The sequence below is a fragment of the Pseudomonas sp. PvP009 genome (assembly GCF_017832995.1).
Taxonomy (GTDB): domain Bacteria; phylum Pseudomonadota; class Gammaproteobacteria; order Pseudomonadales; family Pseudomonadaceae; genus Aquipseudomonas; species Aquipseudomonas syringae.
In genome coordinates this window covers 5,580,950-5,594,508 of sequence record NZ_JAFIBG010000001.1, presented here as the reverse complement: position 1 = coordinate 5,594,508, position 13,559 = coordinate 5,580,950, and the positions used below count along the sequence as shown (strand labels likewise).

The 13,559-nt window shown below is 57.7% G+C and carries 17 protein-coding genes; 11 read left to right on the top strand and 6 right to left on the bottom strand.

The window, feature by feature from the left end:
* Positions 1-33: 33 nt before the first annotated feature.
* Both JOE29_RS24125 and JOE29_RS24120 read right to left on the bottom strand, forming a co-directional pair.
* Positions 34-528, bottom strand: a complete 495-nt coding sequence (locus tag JOE29_RS24125) for a hypothetical protein (protein WP_044312740.1) — start codon at positions 526-528, stop codon at positions 34-36.
* Positions 529-777: 249 nt separating this feature from the next.
* On the bottom strand, positions 778-1,230 hold the full coding sequence (locus JOE29_RS24120) for a hypothetical protein (protein WP_044312739.1): 453 nt from the start codon (positions 1,228-1,230) through the stop codon (positions 778-780).
* 327 nt (positions 1,231-1,557) lie between these two features.
* On the opposite strand from JOE29_RS24120, the gene JOE29_RS24115 reads away from it, so the two are divergent.
* From JOE29_RS24115 to JOE29_RS24100, 4 genes are all read left to right on the top strand, one after another.
* On the top strand, positions 1,558-2,328 hold the full coding sequence (locus JOE29_RS24115; RefSeq protein WP_210079938.1) for an SDR family NAD(P)-dependent oxidoreductase: 771 nt from the start codon (positions 1,558-1,560) through the stop codon (positions 2,326-2,328).
* 443 nt (positions 2,329-2,771) lie between these two features.
* Positions 2,772-3,698, top strand: a complete 927-nt coding sequence (gene rbsK, locus JOE29_RS24110) for a ribokinase (RefSeq protein WP_063313230.1) — start codon at positions 2,772-2,774, stop codon at positions 3,696-3,698.
* A gap of 29 nt (positions 3,699-3,727) precedes the next feature.
* Positions 3,728-5,059: an L-fucose:H+ symporter permease gene (gene fucP / locus JOE29_RS24105; protein ID WP_003415888.1), complete on the top strand. Its 1,332-nt coding sequence runs from the start codon at positions 3,728-3,730 to the stop codon at positions 5,057-5,059.
* Positions 5,056-6,123: an aldose 1-epimerase family protein gene (locus JOE29_RS24100; protein WP_210079937.1), complete on the top strand. Its 1,068-nt coding sequence runs from the start codon at positions 5,056-5,058 to the stop codon at positions 6,121-6,123. The genes fucP and JOE29_RS24100 overlap by 4 nt, the downstream gene beginning before the upstream one ends.
* A 5-nt stretch (positions 6,124-6,128) precedes the next feature.
* Here the strand turns inward: JOE29_RS24100 and deoR are convergent, their stop codons facing one another.
* Complete coding sequence (gene deoR / locus JOE29_RS24095) at positions 6,129-6,899, bottom strand: DNA-binding transcriptional repressor DeoR (protein WP_003425726.1); 771 nt, start codon at positions 6,897-6,899, stop codon at positions 6,129-6,131.
* A gap of 102 nt (positions 6,900-7,001) precedes the next feature.
* On the opposite strand from deoR, the gene deoC reads away from it, so the two are divergent.
* Complete coding sequence (gene deoC, locus JOE29_RS24090) at positions 7,002-7,682, top strand: deoxyribose-phosphate aldolase (protein WP_046266603.1); 681 nt, start codon at positions 7,002-7,004, stop codon at positions 7,680-7,682.
* Positions 7,683-7,715: 33 nt separating this feature from the next.
* Here deoC and JOE29_RS24085 read toward each other — a convergent pair whose 3' ends face one another.
* Together JOE29_RS24085 and JOE29_RS24080 are read right to left on the bottom strand one after the other, a co-directional pair.
* Positions 7,716-7,964, bottom strand: coding sequence for a hypothetical protein (locus tag JOE29_RS24085; protein ID WP_003318146.1), 249 nt, complete (start codon positions 7,962-7,964; stop codon positions 7,716-7,718).
* A 157-nt stretch (positions 7,965-8,121) separates the two neighbouring features.
* Entirely contained in the window at positions 8,122-8,346 is a 225-nt protein-coding gene (locus JOE29_RS24080) for a LysR family transcriptional regulator (RefSeq protein WP_346773310.1), read from the bottom strand.
* Between the two features lie 287 nt (positions 8,347-8,633).
* On the opposite strand from JOE29_RS24080, the gene JOE29_RS24075 reads away from it, so the two are divergent.
* From JOE29_RS24075 to JOE29_RS24060, 4 genes are all read left to right on the top strand, one after another.
* Positions 8,634-8,990 carry a DUF4190 domain-containing protein gene (locus tag JOE29_RS24075; RefSeq protein ID WP_003318145.1) on the top strand — a complete coding sequence of 119 codons (357 nt, stop codon included), beginning with the start codon at positions 8,634-8,636 and terminating at the stop codon, positions 8,988-8,990.
* Between the two features lie 16 nt (positions 8,991-9,006).
* Positions 9,007-9,447 (top strand): DUF805 domain-containing protein, encoded by a 441-nt coding sequence (locus tag JOE29_RS24070; RefSeq protein ID WP_003437268.1) that lies wholly within the window; start codon positions 9,007-9,009, stop codon positions 9,445-9,447.
* Between the two features lie 328 nt (positions 9,448-9,775).
* The gene (locus tag JOE29_RS24065; protein ID WP_003339985.1) at positions 9,776-10,141 is read left to right on the top strand and encodes a histone-like nucleoid-structuring protein, MvaT/MvaU family; all 366 of its coding nucleotides are present in this window, start codon (positions 9,776-9,778) and stop codon (positions 10,139-10,141) included.
* Positions 10,142-10,270: 129 nt separating this feature from the next.
* Entirely contained in the window at positions 10,271-10,570 is a 300-nt protein-coding gene (locus tag JOE29_RS24060) for a hypothetical protein (protein WP_210079936.1), read from the top strand.
* Between the two features lie 148 nt (positions 10,571-10,718).
* Here the strand turns inward: JOE29_RS24060 and JOE29_RS24055 are convergent, their stop codons facing one another.
* On the bottom strand, positions 10,719-11,606 hold the full coding sequence (locus tag JOE29_RS24055) for an SDR family oxidoreductase (RefSeq protein ID WP_044312731.1): 888 nt from the start codon (positions 11,604-11,606) through the stop codon (positions 10,719-10,721).
* Positions 11,607-11,703: 97 nt separating this feature from the next.
* Here JOE29_RS24055 and JOE29_RS24050 point away from each other — a divergent pair, with 97 nt between their 5' ends.
* Together JOE29_RS24050 and JOE29_RS24045 are read left to right on the top strand one after the other, a co-directional pair.
* Complete coding sequence (locus tag JOE29_RS24050) at positions 11,704-12,525, top strand: helix-turn-helix transcriptional regulator (RefSeq protein ID WP_046270784.1); 822 nt, start codon at positions 11,704-11,706, stop codon at positions 12,523-12,525.
* A 228-nt stretch (positions 12,526-12,753) separates the two neighbouring features.
* Positions 12,754-13,428 (top strand): HAD family hydrolase, encoded by a 675-nt coding sequence (locus JOE29_RS24045; protein WP_057407515.1) that lies wholly within the window; start codon positions 12,754-12,756, stop codon positions 13,426-13,428.
* The last annotated feature ends 131 nt before the right edge of the window (positions 13,429-13,559 follow it).

Genomic DNA, 13,559 nt, shown 5'->3' with positions numbered 1-13,559 from the left:
CGGCCAGAAGCGGTCGCGCCAGTCACTACATCCTCAGCTATGGGTGACGTCATGCTGACTTCGCACTCGTAGTACAAATACGCCCCACACGATAAACATAACACCTACAACCACACCGCCAACAATGGCCGAATTTTTTATTTTAGATCGATCCAAAGATTTGGTTCTTTCTGGATCACGTATGATTTTTTCGCCGTCATCAAGTGCAACCAGCTTGTTCCTCCTAATCCCGCCATAAACTGACTGACGATACCAATGAGCTGTTACGCGCCTACCGGTCAAAGCTTGAAGCTGCTCTTGCGAAAAACATCGCGTCGAGCCACTCATACCCAGAGAGCAACTGAGAACAACAGCCCCCTGCTCATTGGAGATTGACAAGTACTCGTCTCGCCCACCTGTTTTGACGGAAAACGTCCCGACAGCCACCTCCAACTGTTCGGGCCACGTAGACGAAATCAGCTTATCGACCACGACTAGGCACTCAATGGCAAATATCACAAAAATCACGATCAAATAACGTTTTCGCATCAAAGCCCTTCCTGGAAAATGATGAGCACGGCGTGAATCCGGCTGCTTCGCCAACCTCGCATAACATTAGATGAATGTTTGACGGTCGGTTTACTTTCACGATGCCCAGCAGGATTTTGCGGGTTGATGATTCGCATTGAGCTTCGATGCCTGGTAACACAATCAGCGCACGGGGAGATCGGTCGTAGGCGTCCGCTCTTGGCCGTTTGCGGCCCCTCGCGACAGGCAGCAATCTGTGTAAACGAGCACTCAACCGACTCGCAAGATTGCCCACGCAATGTAGAGAGCGGGTTGGCAGATCAGGATGACTGTCGCGAGTATCGTGCCGTAGGCAAGCCTGGTTCTTGGCGATTTCGCTCCCGAAGGCAAGACCACCGCCGAGTAACTCATCCGTAGAGTGAATACGATGAGCAGCACCAACTGCGCGCACACGTAGAGGTTGAAAGCTGGAGTTGCTGGAAGAAAATAATCGACAGGGCAAAGCACAACCCCGAAGAGCGTGCCGAACAGGATCACGTGCCTGAAGTTCTTGGACACCTCGGCAAAGCTTAATTCGAATCGCACACCGGTTTTGCTGCTCATCAACCAGGCATAGAGCATGGTAAAGCCGACGGGCAACACGTAAATACCCAAGACCGCGTACAGCAGATATCCCCCTATCATGATGTTCTCCCTGAAAGTCCATTCAATCGCAATTTCCATCTCTTGCTAGATCCAGTCGCCTCCGGGAGCGTAGAACCTCCGCTGGTTGATGAGTGGATTATTCTGTAGCAGAAGTCGGCCGGATAGCTATCGTGCTGGGAGGATTCTGCGATAACGACCTCCCCTTTTCTCATGATTTTTCTACCATGAAGTATTGAGCGTATATCGCATGAATACAGCTCTTGAATTTCCTACTGTGGCTCTTGGCCGACACACCAGCATAAGCCCCCTTTCGTTGAGCTCCCTATTGGCAAGCAACCGCCCGCCTGAACGTAATGTCTTGCCCCGAAGTCAAAAACACTTCAACCATGCTCCTCAAGGTGCCTTATGAGTTTGATACCCGAACTGAACAGCGAGGCTAACGTGCTGATATGCGGGGCCAGCCGAGGTATCGGCCTGGCTTTGTGCGCGGCGTTGCTTGCTCGCGATGATGTGGCTCAGGTATGGGCGGTCGCGCGACAAGCCAGCACTTCCACAGAGCTGGCAACGCTTGCAGAGCAATATGGCCAACGCATCAAACGAGTCGACTGCGACGCGCGCAACGAACAATCCCTCGAAACACTCGTGAGCGAGACGCTTGATGGATGCGATCATCTGCACCTCGTCATCAGTACGCTTGGCATTCTTCATCAGGACGGTGCGAAAGCAGAAAAGGGTCTGGCACAACTGACACTTGCGAGCCTGCAGGCGAGTTTCGCGACCAACACCTTTGCACCGATCCTGCTGCTCAAACACCTACTCCCGCTATTGCGCAAACAACCCTCTACCTTCACGGCGCTCTCCGCGAGGGTTGGCTCTATTGGCGATAACCGCCTGGGTGGCTGGTACAGCTACAGAGCCAGCAAAGCAGCGCTGAACCAGTTGCTGCACACGGCCAGTATCGAATTGAAACGCCTGAATCCGGCCTCTACTGTCCTGGCAATACACCCTGGCACGACTGACACGGAGCTGTCTCAGCCATTCCAGGCGAACGTGCCCGAAGGCCAGCTGTTCGAACCTGCTTTCTCGGCGGATCGCATCATTGAGGTGGTGGGCGCGCATGGACCGGCCGACAGCGGGACCTTTTGGGACTGGGACGATAAGCCGATTGTCTGGTGACTTATTTCATTTGCGAAAGTGAGAGGGCTGTAAGTCTGGTCAGGCCCGTCTGACGGGCTGTTATCGCCCAAAGCATGCATTTTGGTCACAACCCCGTGAAACACGAAAACCAAGGTAAAGCAGCGTCACTGCTATGCCCTTTGTACTCTGTTTGTCCTCGAAATCATGCATACAAAAAGACGAGCGGATTGTGGCTGGAATAGACAGAACGTTGAGCATCCAGAGAAAGACATTGCCGGATTCAAACCGCAATAAGGCGGCGAAGGCAGTCGCTCGATTTCCCTGCCTCTGATCCGGAACCGCCACCGAAACGCCTTGCAGGCGTTTTGATAGCGCGCGCTCACATCAAAAAATAAAGATTGAATCCTCACAGAAAATGTTATTTAAATAACATAAATAAAGCCGCTGAGGCATCCGTCGGCGCTGGTGAGGTCAAAATAACAATGAGCAAGATTGCAGTCATCGGCAGCAACATGGTCGATCTGATCACTTACATCGAACGCATGCCTGCCCAGGGCGAAACGCTCGAAGCACCGCGTTTTGCCATGGGGTGCGGTGGCAAAGGCGCCAATCAGGCCGCCGCCGCTGCGCTGCTGGGTGCCGACGTGCTGATGCTCAGCAAGGTCGGCGACGATGCTTTCGCCGATACCACCTTGGCCAATTTTCAACGGTTGGGCATTGATACGCGCTTCGTTGAACGGGTGCCGGGCGTGTCGAGCGGCGTGGCGCCGATCTTCGTCCAGGAGAACTCCCATAACAGCATCCTCATCGTCAAAGGCGCCAATGCCCACCTGAGCCCGGCCGATATCGACCGCGCCGAGGCACAGCTGCGCGATTGCGCATTGATCGTGCTGCAACTGGAAGTCGAGCTGGCGACCGTTTACCACGCCATCGCCTTCGCTCACCGGCATGCCATCCCGGTGCTGCTCAATCCGGCGCCGGCCTTGGCCGGCCTGAGCCGCGAGCACCTGGCGCAGCTGGATTTCCTGATCCCCAACGAGAGCGAGCTGGCTCTGATCAGCGGTCAGCCGGTGACGTGCGCCGAGGAAGCGGCTCAGGCTGCCCGCCAATTGGTTGCGCTGGGCGTACGCCACGTCATCGTCACCCTGGGCGAACAAGGGGCGCTGTACGTCGGCGCCGAAGGCGAGTGGCAGGTGCCAGGGGTCAAGGTTCAGGCGCGTGACACCACCGGCGCCGGTGACGCCTTCATTGGCTGCTTCGCCCGGCACTGGAGCGAGGACGGCAATATTCGCCAGGCCATGCACCAGGCGGTGGCCTACTCGGCCTGCTCGGTCACCGGCCTCGGCACGCAATCTTCTTACCCCGATGCGCCCACGTTTGCGCGCTTCCTCGATGCATCGACCAACTGACACTCACCAGCATCTCGCGGAGAACAATAATGAATAAGCCTGCGCTGCAACAAACCCCGGACGGGTTCTACCTGAACCGCACGCCGTGGTTCGCCTTTATCCTGCTCTGCAGCATCTTCGCCCTGTGGGCGGCGGCCGCGAGCATGAACGACGTGCTGATCGCGCACTTCAAGAAGGCCTTCCTGCTCAGCGACTTCCAGACCGCTTTCGTCCAGTCGGCGTTCTATCTGGGTTACTTTTTCGTCGCCATTCCGGCGGCACTGGTGGTGCGCCGCTTCAGCTACAAGACCACCATCCTCATCGGCCTGATGCTGTACCTGTTCGGCTGCGCCCTGTTCTTTCCAGCGGCGTCGACCGCCAAGTACGGCATGTTCCTGATGGCACTGTTCGTCATCGCCGCCGGCCTGTCGTTTCTCGAGACCGCGTGCAACACCTATTCGACACTGATGGGGCCACGGGAAACCGGCACACGGCGCCTGAACATCTCGCAGACCTTCCACCCATTCGGCGCCATGACCGGGGTGTACGTCGGCAGCTTCGTGATGTTCAAGGACACCGACGCCACGCGCGAACAGTTGGCCCAGATGAGCGCCAGTGAGGCGGCGGCGCAGCAATTGCAAATGATCCAGTCGACCCTGCTGCCGTACAAATGGATGATCGCGGTACTCATATTGATGTTCATCCTGATCGCCATCACCCGCTTTCCCGCGTGCAAGGGCAACGGCACCGTCAGCGAACCGCGGGCGAGCATCGGCCAGAGCCTCGGCCGCCTGCGGCGCAATCCACGCTTCTGCTTCGGTGTACTGGCGCAGTTCCTCTACGTCGGCGCGCAGGTCGGGGTGTGGAGTTTCACCATTCGCCTGGCCATGCAAATGGGCGGGATGAACGAGCGCAGTGCCTCGTGGTTCCTGCTGACCACCTTTGCTGCCTATTTCATCGGCAAGATGATCGCCAACCTGCTGATGCGCAAAATGCACCCGGCCAAAGTTCTCGCGGTGTATGGCGTGCTGTGCATCGTGCTGCTGGCCTACACCATCCTGGTGCCGAACATCACCGCGGTGTATGCCGCCGTGGGGGTCAGTGTGTTTCTCGGGCCTTGCTGGCCGACCATCTATGGTCTGACCATTGACGGGCTCGGCGAGGACACCGGTGTCGGCGGCTCGTTGCTGGTGATGAGCATCGTTGGCGGTGGCGTGATGCCGATCTTCCAGGGCCTGCTCAGCGATGCCAATGGCGGCAACATGCAGATTGCCTACAGCGTGCCGCTGCTGTGCTTCGTGGCCATCGTGATGTACGCAGTGTATTGCATGCGTCAGCCGCAACCGGTGCTGGGTGGCTCGGCCACGGCGGTGGCGCAATGAGTAGCGAAGCGTTGCGCCTGCCCCTCTACCCTCAGCTCTGGGACCAGACCAGCCGGCTGCTGCTCGAATCAGCGAATTTCAGCGTGCGTGCCTGGACCTACCCCAGCGGGGTCAAGGCGCTGTCACTGGAAAACAGTCGCGGCAAGCTGGTGATCCTGCCCTGGCAGGGGCAAATGATCTGGTCGGCCGAATTCGACGGCGTTGATTTGACCATGCTCAATATGTTCACCCAGCCGCGGCCCAGTGCCAGCGTGATCGGCACCTACGGCTGTTTCATGTTTCACAGCGGGCTGCTGCGCAATGGTTGCCCGGGGCCCGAGGATGATCATGCGTTGCACGGCGAAATGCCCTGCGCGCCGATGGACGATGCCTGGCTGCAGGCAGGCGAAGACGAGCACGGCGCTTATCTGCGCCTCGGCGGCACTTACGAATATGTGCAGGGTTTCGGCGACCATTACCGGGCCAGCCCGAGCGTGACCCTGCGCCCGGCCAGCGGGCTGTTCGAGACCGGCATGCAGGTGGTCAATCTGGCCGGCAAGGCCATGGACCTGATGTACATGGCGCACATGAACTACGCCTACGTCGACGGCGCGCGCCTCACCCAGCCCCTGGGCTGCGAGCGCACACGGGTACGCGCCAGCGTGCCGGCCCATGTGCGGCCGACCCCAGCCTGGAACGCCTATATCGCCGAGCTCAGCCAGGACCCGACCCGCCTCGAGGTGCTCGACTCGCCCGCGCTGTATGACCCGGAGATCGTCTGCTTCTTCGATGACGTGCGCAGCGACGCTCAGGGACAGGCGCACTTCTTCCTTGATCATCCCGACGGCGCGGCGTTCTACACCCGCTACAGCCCGCGGCAATTTGAACATGCCGCGCGCTGGATCCTGCATAACACCGATCAGCAGGTGGCGGCCTTCATCTTGCCGGCCACCTGCGAACCGGAGGGCTACCGCGCCGAACTCGCCAAAGGCAACGTGCGCAGCCTCGCGCCCGGTGCCAGCGCCGAGTTCAGCGTGACCACCGGTTACCTGAACGCACCCGAACGCCGGGCGCTGCAACCGTGATGCATCTAGAGCACCAGCTGCGCGCCGCCGGCCTCGATGGCCTCGCGGTAGCTACGCGGGATTTTCTTGTCGCTGACCACGCAATGGAAATCGCTCAAGGCACCGAAGTGCGCAGTGCGTACGGCGTCGAATTTGGAGTGATCGGCCAGCAGCAGGCTTTGCCGGGCCTGGCGCATGACTTTCTGCTTGACCTCCACCTCGTGGAAATTGAAGCAGGTGACACCGCAGTCCAGGCTGACCCCGGCCGCCGAGACAAACGCCCAGGTCAAACGCACGCCATCAAGGATGCTGGTTTCGGCATGGCTCTCGAACACCTGGTTCTTGCGGTGGAAGATGCCGCCGCACAGGACGATGCTGCAGTTGGGTTTCTGCTGCAGCTTGAGCAGCACGTTGAGCGAGTTGCACACCGCGGTGAACTCCAGCTCGTCAGGGATGAAGTCGACCACGAAGGGGATCGTCGTACCGCAGTCGAAAAACACGGTGTCGCCGGGCCGGATGAAAGTGGCGGCCAGCTTGCCGATGCGGCGCTTCTCCTCGACATGGCGGGTGCCCTGCTCGCTGACCCGGTAATCCCCCGGCTCAGGATCATCGTGGGCGCGAGTGATGTAGCCACCCAGCAGCCGTAATTGCTCCGGGTGCCGGCTGAGGTCGCGGCGCAAGGTCATTTCGGACACCTCAAGCAGCGCCGCCATCTCCCGCAGATGGATGGCTTTCTGATCTTGCAGGGCTTGTTGAATCTGTTTGATGCGGTCGGTTTTCTTGACGTCCATGGGCATCTCGGCAATCCGTTAGTGGTGTCGCTAGAGTAACACCAAGTGTTAATTTTTTAACTTATGGGTATCCACCCAAGTGTTTTTACTGATGACAGGAATCCGTTGATGAATTCGCTAGAACCCGCTGCACTGGCCCAGGCCATCGATCACACCTTGTTGGCGGCAGATGCCAGCCGAGAGCAGATTGCCACGCTTTGCCTCGAAGCCCGGGAACACGGCTTCTACTCGGTGTGCGTGAACTCCGGCCAGGTACCTTTTGCTGCTCGACAACTGGCCGGGTCTGCCGTGAAGGTCTGTGCGGTGGTGGGCTTTCCGCTGGGCGCCGGGCTGAGTGCCAGCAAGGCGTCGGAAGCAGCACTGACGATCGCCGCCGGCGCTCAGGAAATCGACATGGTGCTGAACATCGGCTGGCTCAAGGACGGCCTGTTCGATGAGGTCCGCGACGATATCGCTGCGGTGCTGCAGGCCTGTGGCAGCGTGCCGCTCAAGGTGATCCTGGAGACCTGCCTGCTCGATGAGGCGCAGAAGGTGCGCGCCTGCGAGATCTGCCGCGACTTGGGCGTGGCATTCGTCAAGACCTCCACCGGCTTCAGCCGTAGTGGCGCGACGCTTGAGGATGTGGCGCTGATGCGCCGTGTGGTAGGCCCTGACATCGGCGTCAAGGCGTCTGGCGGGGTGCGTGACGTGGCGACGGCCAGAGCCATGATCGAAGCTGGCGCAACACGCCTGGGCACCAGTTCCGGGATTGCGATCGTGACAGGCGCGGGTACGGGTGCGGGCTATTGAGTCTGCGGGCTTTGACCTCAAAGCCCGCTGCACTTAGCTCAGATCGATCACACCGGTCATGGCCGTGAAATGGCTTTGCTTGTGCTGAACCCTGTCGAGAACCTGCGCAGGGGTCGACTCGCGGAAGACCACCATGTGCCCGACATCCTTGCCGCCCTCGGTCACGCGTTCGATATCGTTGATCATCCAGGTGGTCAGTTCTTCGGCAGTAATGCCCAGTTCGGCTGCTACTCGCTGGTGAAGGCGCTCGGCGTCGTATTGATTGAGTTGATCGCTGTTCATGGGGCTGGCTCCTTAAAGGGGTGTTAAGTTCAGTCCCCGCGAGGGCTCAACAGTTCAGTCGGGTTTGAGCGGGCTGCGACCGACCTGTCACGCCGGCTTTGCGCCTCTCAGGGTATTGCATATCTATCCTGCGCCAGAAGGCTTCAGCCATCCACGGCTAATGAGCAGCTTGCGAAATAAGTCTCTCCGTCAACGGTGAGCCCCAAGCTGCGAGTGGATCGATGAAAAAGTTTGCAGCCAGCCTTTCTTCCCGTTTGGCGATGCTCTTGCCCACTGCGGACTTGGTTATGCCCAGCCGGTCGGCGGCTGAAGTAAAGCTTCCGGCCCTTGCCGCTGTGACGAAAATAACAACCCCGCTCGAAGCCTGTTCAACCTGAGACACTGCTGCTAAGGCCACAACTCAGGTCATACAGAACCCCCGCTGGAATTGTTGCACCAAAGAGGTTGAGGCCGTTCGCGAACACAATCATGGCAATCGCCTAGGGCCATGCCTGGTCAGTGATCAAGCCAACATAAATAACGGACTGCAAAACCTAAAAACGTTGCGCAGTCGCCAAAATTGTAAATAAAACTAACTAAATCTTGGCAATACAAACCTTTTAACCCAGAATTTGCGGGCGTTCAAACGCTTGTTGGTGGTCTGAAAGCTACTCGATATAAGGAAATAAAATGGCGATGGTCTTCTGTCGTGGCTGCGCAAAGGAAATACATGAAACGGCACTCAACTGCCCGCAATGTGGCGCCAGTCAGGTCTCTGCAACTCCTGCCAAACAGCTACAACAAACTGGCTCTCCGTGGATGGCTATCGTCTCTCTGGTGCTGGGCATCCTCTGCTCGCTGGCGCTGTTCGACGATGGTGAATGGGATCTGGATACCGTCGTCGGGCTCGGCATGTGCTCGATAGCCGGACTGGTTCTGGGCGTCATCAGCATCAACAAAAAGTTGCCTGGAAACGGAATAGCGATAGCAGGCACTGTCTTGTCAGCAGTATCGCTGCTGATATTTTTTGGATTAATAGCTAACTGATTTAGGGAAGAATGAGATGGTATTTTGTCGTGGTTGTGCAAAGGAAATCAGTGATGACGCTGGTACGTGTCCGCACTGCGGGGCTCCGCAGTTGGTTATTTCGCCAGCCAGTGCGAGCACCGATAACCCGCCTGCGTGGAGCTGGTATACAGAAGTTCTGAAAAAATACGCGGTGTTCACGGGCAGGGCACGCAGAAAAGAATACTGGATGTTCTTTCTGTTCAACATCTTGATCTCGATTGTCCTCGGCTTTATCGGCGGGTTGATCGGGGATGGCGGCATTATCGCTAACCTTTACTCCCTGGCCGTGTTGGTCCCAGGTATCGCGGTGGGTGTTCGCAGGTTGCACGACACGGATCGCAGTGGCTGGTGGCTGCTGGTACCGATTGCCAACCTTGTGTTCCTGATTCAGGAAGGTCATCCAGGACCTAACCGTTTTGGGCCAAGTCCTAAATAAAGCACGTGTGAAGATGTGGTCGTCTGGCCACGTCTTCACAGGCTTTTCGCTGCCGCGCAGCGAATAGACGGAACCACTGTTTACTGCGTCAGCAAATAGGCCAATCAAAACCTCCCTCGAGCTTGCAACGCGGATAGACCAAAATCGCTGTTGATTCTGCGCTCGGGAAATCGCATTTTCTGAAAATAACCGGAAGCCCCGGCAATCCGGCTTATCGTGTCACTACAGCGTATTAGAAGCCAACGCGCCTCTGAGGAAAATAGGCTGAACTTGTAACGGGTATGATCTCTCTCAATAACTACGCACACCTGATTAGGAGGAAAACACCATGTCCAAACTCGCAGAATTCCGCCAGCTGGAAAAACATCTCGCCGAGCAACTCCAGGCACTGGAAGCAATGAAAGGCGACCAAGGGCTCAAGAAGGAGATCGAGTTCGAAACCAAGCTGCGCAAGCTGCTTGAGCACTATGGTTTCAGCCTGAAGCACATCATCAATCTGCTGGACCCACAGAGCTCTTCCCGTGGCCAGACCGTTGAAAAACCTGCGGGCAAACGCAAACCGCGTGAACTCAAGGTTTATAAGAACCCGAAAACCGGCGAAGTGATCGAGACCAAGGGTGGGAACCACAAGATTCTGAAAGAATGGAAGGCCGAACATGGTTCCGATGTTGTCGAGGGTTGGCTGAAGAAGTAAAGCCTTGCCTGTCGATTGATTCAGGGCGTCGACTCTTCACCGTTGGCGCTGTTGAACAGCCGACGCCGGGAACGATCCGCGGCGGCTGTTCGTCTGACCTGCATCGACTCACTGAAAAGGTACAGCGCAATGGACAAGACGATCACCGTGGACCAACTGGCTTCCGCCGACCTTAGATCAGTCAACGAAATATGGCTCGGCGGTACTCATACCGAGTTATGTCTGTGGCGTGGCGAACAAGTCCCTACCCACGACATGCTCAGCGAGGGCACCCACGATCAGAACGCCCGGCGCCTGTGCCTGCAACTGGTCGACCCCGACGATAAGGCTGCAGTAGCCAACGTCGAAGCACTCGTTCGCGAGCGGCTGGAAAGGATGGGGAGGCAGGGCGAGTTTTATCCGGCTGAGAATGCGGACACTCACCAGTAAATCGTTCTGATTTCACGCGATTCTGTAGGCCTTGGGGCCGTCTTGCCAGACTGTAGCTTTGTGACGCAGAGCGTCACGAACTGCATGCCAACGCGGAGCATTGGCACGATGGTCATCTGCAATTGCAGAGTTGCTCCGCCCGCAAACGCTACCCCTTCAAAAACCCTCCCAAGTCCTCAATCAAACTTGGGCCCTTGGGCTGCCATCCCAAGCGCTCGCGTGTCTTGTGATTCAGGCTGCTCATGTCCTTGGCCACAAATGTCGACAGCCAGCCAAAGTGTGCGGCGGCTTCATGGGCGGGCATTGCCAACGTGGGCAGGCCGAGATGTTCTCCGACGGTTTCGGCAATCAGGCGGAAAGTAATGCCTGATTCGGCCGTCGCGTGATAACGAGCCCCAGGCTGATGTTTCTCCAGAGCCAGACGATACAGGCGCGCCGTGTCTTCAAGATGCGCTGCAGACCACTGATTGAGGCCTTGGTCGATATAGGCCGAGCAGCCTTTTTCCTGCGCCTGTTTGATGACTTCGCTGACCAAGCCTTGTTTGGCCGGGTTATGAATCTGCGAGAGTCGCATTACGACTATGTTGACGCCGCGTTGCAACAGCGCCTGCCCGGCGAGTTCCGATGCGACGCGAGGGTTGGGGTGCGCCGGGTCGAAATGATCTTCGTCTGCGGACTGCCCAGGTGCTGACGAGCCCATCGCCGTGCTGGAGGTGATAACCAGTGGTCGCTCGGAGCCTGCCAGTGCAGAACCCAATGCGTCGATGACGCGAGCGTCTTTCTGGCAGTTGGCGACGAAGTGCGCGAAGTTGTGATCAAACGCCGTGTGAATCACCGCGTCGCACTTCTCTACGCCACGCTGAAGGCCGGACAGGTCTTCGATATCACCGCGATGCGGTTCGGCTCCCATGGCAAGCAGAGCTTGAGCCCCCTCTTGCGAACGTGTCAGACCTACTACCTGATGGCCTGCGTTGATCAGTTCCCCAGTGACGCGAGTGCCAATAAAGCCTGTGGCGCCGGTTATAAATACGCGCATAGTCAAATCTCTCTTTGCTGAAGTCGGCAGAGTGCGCGTAACGTTTATCCCGTAAAAGACGTGACGTTATCAGGGTATAGAAACCAACAGGATCATCATGGCCAACCCGCTGGGAACGTATTTGAAGGACTGTCGGGCGCGTCTGGACCCTGCGAGTTTGGGGCTTTCCACCACGCGTCGACGCACGCCAGGTTTGCGTCGTGAAGAAGTTGCCCAGCGCGCCAATATCAGCGCGACGTGGTACACGTGGCTGGAACAAGGGCGCGGTGGCGCGCCTTCTGCTCAGGTTCTGGACCGGATCGCGCAAAGTCTCCTGATGACCGAGCCCGAGCGGCAACACTTGTTCATGCTCGCTTTTGGTCACCTGCCCGAAGTGGTCTACAGCGCGCCCGAAGGCGTATCGCCGCGCTTGCAGCGCATTCTGGATACGCTCGCGTTCAGCCCTGCTTTTATCAAGACTGCCACTTGGGATGTTCTGGCCTGGAACAACGCTGCGGCAGCTGTATTTACTGACTACAGCCTGCTGCCCGTAGAGCAGCGCAACATCCTGCGCCTGATGTTTTGCAACGCTGGCACGCGTGCAAAGCAGGACGACTGGCAGGCCGTCGCGCGCTTTATCGTCGCCGCATTCAGAGCCGACGCGACCCGTGCCGGTGCCGCCTCGGAACTCCGCGAACTTGCTGACGAACTCTGTACGCTCAGTGCCGATTTCGCTGCGTTGTGGCGCGACAACGATGTGCGTTCACAGGGCGAAGGCACCAAGCGCCTGCGGCATCCGGTTCATGGGCTGATTGAACTGGAGTATTCGGGGTTCGCAGTGGATGGCCGGCCCGATCTGTCGATGATTGTTTATAACCCGGTCACCGAGGATGACGCAGCGCGGGTTCAGGCGCTGGTGGAGGGTTACGTACAGCGTTAATGCGGCTTTAGAACCATCAGGCTTTTCTGCTGCCAGATCGCCCTCCCGCCCGAAAGATCGAACCGCCATTCCATCACGTACTCGAAAGTGTGTGACCTCAAAAAACCAACCCTTTCCCGCCATTTGGCAACGCCGTATTGAAGCCCCCCGGTACCGCCGAACAGGTATCGACTCACAACGCTCCGGACCTCGCCAGATGGTCAATCCGCATTCAAAAAGAGTAACCCTATGAGACCCCAGACTTCCTTCATCTTCGACCTGGACGGCACGCTGACCGACAGCGTTTATCAAAACGTCGCCGCCTGGAAAGAAGCGCTGGATGCAGAAAAGATCCCGCTTGCGATGTGGCGTATTCACCGCAAGATCGGTATGAGCGGCGGGCTGATGTTGAAATCTCTGTCGCGTGAAACCGGCTTGAACATCAGCGAAGAACAAGCCGAACGGCTCAGCGAGAAACATGCTCAGGCTTACGAGCGGCTGCAAGGACAGATCATCGCCTTGCCCGGCGCCGCCGAGTTGCTGGAGACGCTCGACAAGGAAAACCTCAAGTGGTGCATCGCCACCAGCGGTGGGATCGATACGGCGACGATCAACCTCAAAGCGCTGAAACTGGACATCAACAAGATCAACATCGTAACGCGCGATGACGTGAGCTACGGCAAGCCTGACCCCGACCTGTTCCTGGCGGCTGCAAATAAGATAAACGCTCCGATCGACGAGTGTCTGGTGATCGGCGATGCGATCTGGGACATGCTGGCGGCGCGTCGCTGTAAGGCAACCGGCGTCGGCCTGCTGTCGGGTGGCTACGACATTGGCGAACTTGAGCGTGCTGGCGCGTTGAGGGTGTATGAAGACCCGCTGGATCTGCTGAATCATCTGGACGAGATTGCTTCGCGGCCTTGAATGATTGCCGGGTAGGTAAATGAAGTAATTATTTACCTACACGCTCCCGATTATCAGGTTCATCATGGCTGCCTTAACGCGATGCCGCCGTCATTGACCGTGGCGTTGTCAGCCCATAATGTATGGACATG

Bases quoted from the DNA above. Each gene is read 5' to 3' on its own strand.
- JOE29_RS24060 (WP_210079936.1), top strand. From the start codon at position 10,271: ATGGACAAGACGATCACCGTGGACCAACTGGCTTCCGCCGACCTTAGA.
- JOE29_RS24125 (WP_044312740.1), bottom strand. From the start codon at position 528: ATGCGAAAACGTTATTTGATCGTGATTTTTGTGATATTTGCCATTGAG.
- JOE29_RS24075 (WP_003318145.1), top strand. From the start codon at position 8,634: ATGGCGATGGTCTTCTGTCGTGGCTGCGCAAAGGAAATACATGAAACG.
- JOE29_RS24115 (WP_210079938.1), top strand. From the start codon at position 1,558: ATGAGTTTGATACCCGAACTGAACAGCGAGGCTAACGTGCTGATATGC.
- JOE29_RS24100 (WP_210079937.1), top strand. From the start codon at position 5,056: ATGAGTAGCGAAGCGTTGCGCCTGCCCCTCTACCCTCAGCTCTGGGAC.
- fucP (WP_003415888.1), top strand. From the start codon at position 3,728: ATGAATAAGCCTGCGCTGCAACAAACCCCGGACGGGTTCTACCTGAAC.
- JOE29_RS24055 (WP_044312731.1), bottom strand. From the start codon at position 11,606: ATGCGCGTATTTATAACCGGCGCCACAGGCTTTATTGGCACTCGCGTC.
- JOE29_RS24065 (WP_003339985.1), top strand. From the start codon at position 9,776: ATGTCCAAACTCGCAGAATTCCGCCAGCTGGAAAAACATCTCGCCGAG.
- JOE29_RS24045 (WP_057407515.1), top strand. From the start codon at position 12,754: ATGAGACCCCAGACTTCCTTCATCTTCGACCTGGACGGCACGCTGACC.
- JOE29_RS24085 (WP_003318146.1), bottom strand. From the start codon at position 7,964: ATGAACAGCGATCAACTCAATCAATACGACGCCGAGCGCCTTCACCAG.
- rbsK (WP_063313230.1), top strand. From the start codon at position 2,772: ATGAGCAAGATTGCAGTCATCGGCAGCAACATGGTCGATCTGATCACT.
- deoR (WP_003425726.1), bottom strand. From the start codon at position 6,899: ATGCCCATGGACGTCAAGAAAACCGACCGCATCAAACAGATTCAACAA.
- deoC (WP_046266603.1), top strand. From the start codon at position 7,002: ATGAATTCGCTAGAACCCGCTGCACTGGCCCAGGCCATCGATCACACC.
- JOE29_RS24120 (WP_044312739.1), bottom strand. From the start codon at position 1,230: ATGGAAATTGCGATTGAATGGACTTTCAGGGAGAACATCATGATAGGG.
- JOE29_RS24050 (WP_046270784.1), top strand. From the start codon at position 11,704: ATGGCCAACCCGCTGGGAACGTATTTGAAGGACTGTCGGGCGCGTCTG.
- JOE29_RS24070 (WP_003437268.1), top strand. From the start codon at position 9,007: ATGGTATTTTGTCGTGGTTGTGCAAAGGAAATCAGTGATGACGCTGGT.